This is a genomic window from Arthrobacter sp. 05T47 (assembly GCF_056395825.1).
Map to the genome: position 1 here is coordinate 1 of NZ_JBFTKG010000171.1, position 1,051 is coordinate 1,051.

1 protein-coding gene is annotated in these 1,051 nt (G+C 61.7%); it reads left to right on the forward strand.

Annotated features, from left to right (window positions below; translation table 11 throughout):
* Positions 1 to 309: DUF2252 family protein (locus AC1DEY_RS23650; RefSeq protein ID WP_476870125.1), on the forward strand; the 309-nt coding region annotated here is incomplete at its 5' end.
* Between the last annotated feature and the right edge of the window lie 742 nt (positions 310 to 1,051).

Below are 1,051 nucleotides of genomic sequence, written 5' to 3' on the forward strand. Positions count from 1 at the left end.
GGCGACGACGGACTGCAGCGGGACTTCTATATCCGGCAATTCCGCGACATGAAGGGGTCCTTCACACTGGCAGAAATGAATGCACAGGCCACCGCGGACTACGCCAGGCTGTGCGGCTGGCTGCTCGCACGGGCCCACTCCCAAAGCCCTGACAGCGCCTTCATCGCCGGGTACCTGGGACGTAATCCGGTCTTCGACGACGCGATGGCCGATTGGGCCAGAAGCTATGCAGACCAAACGGAAGCCGACCACGCCCAACTGCAGCGGGCGGTTCAATCGGGGCGGCTGCCCGCTGAAACAGGGGTGTAGCGCGGCGACTCACGGACCCGACTGCCGCTTGGCTCCGGCACTTGCCACGGTGTTGAACGCAAAGAATAGATCGCACTCAGGAGCGCTCCCGTTACCTTCTTCATCCTCGCCACGTATGTCACGAAGGCGGGCATAGAAAGTCTCATTGACGGAGAAGCACCAGACAGCCCACCGGTGAATATGGCGGCCAGCGGATGAATTGTGGGGAATAAGCGCAGCGCCGACCACCGGGCATCCGGTGCGCTGCCGCCCACAGGACGATCGAGCCGGTGGAGCGGGCACTTACGATCCGCAGGACAACAGCCAAAAACGAAAAGAAAACACTTGTGCTGCCCGAGCGCAGCGAGATCAGAGAACCTCACTGGGCGCCGCGGGCAGCACAGACTCTTCGCCTTGGCAGGGCCAGCCGTGTCATTTGGCGCTGACAAAACGACGCCACTCATTGCTGCGATTCGCACCCATGACCCCAGCCGTTGTAACGGGACCTGCTGGTTCTTGCAGCAGAAGCGGACCATACTCGAAGGACAGCCGCACGCGCTGCTTCGCCGTCCTCCGGTGCCCCCTGTCAAGGGTCGTTGTCAGGGCCCAAATGAGGAATGTGCCCAGTCATGGCCGACGATACACATCTACTATTCCCGGATCTCCTCGTCGACCACTTGCAGGATCTTGTCCTGAAAACCGAGGGCGTGAAGGAGATGCTGGACGAACTCGCCGAGTTCTCCGCCGTCACCTTGGCCGACCC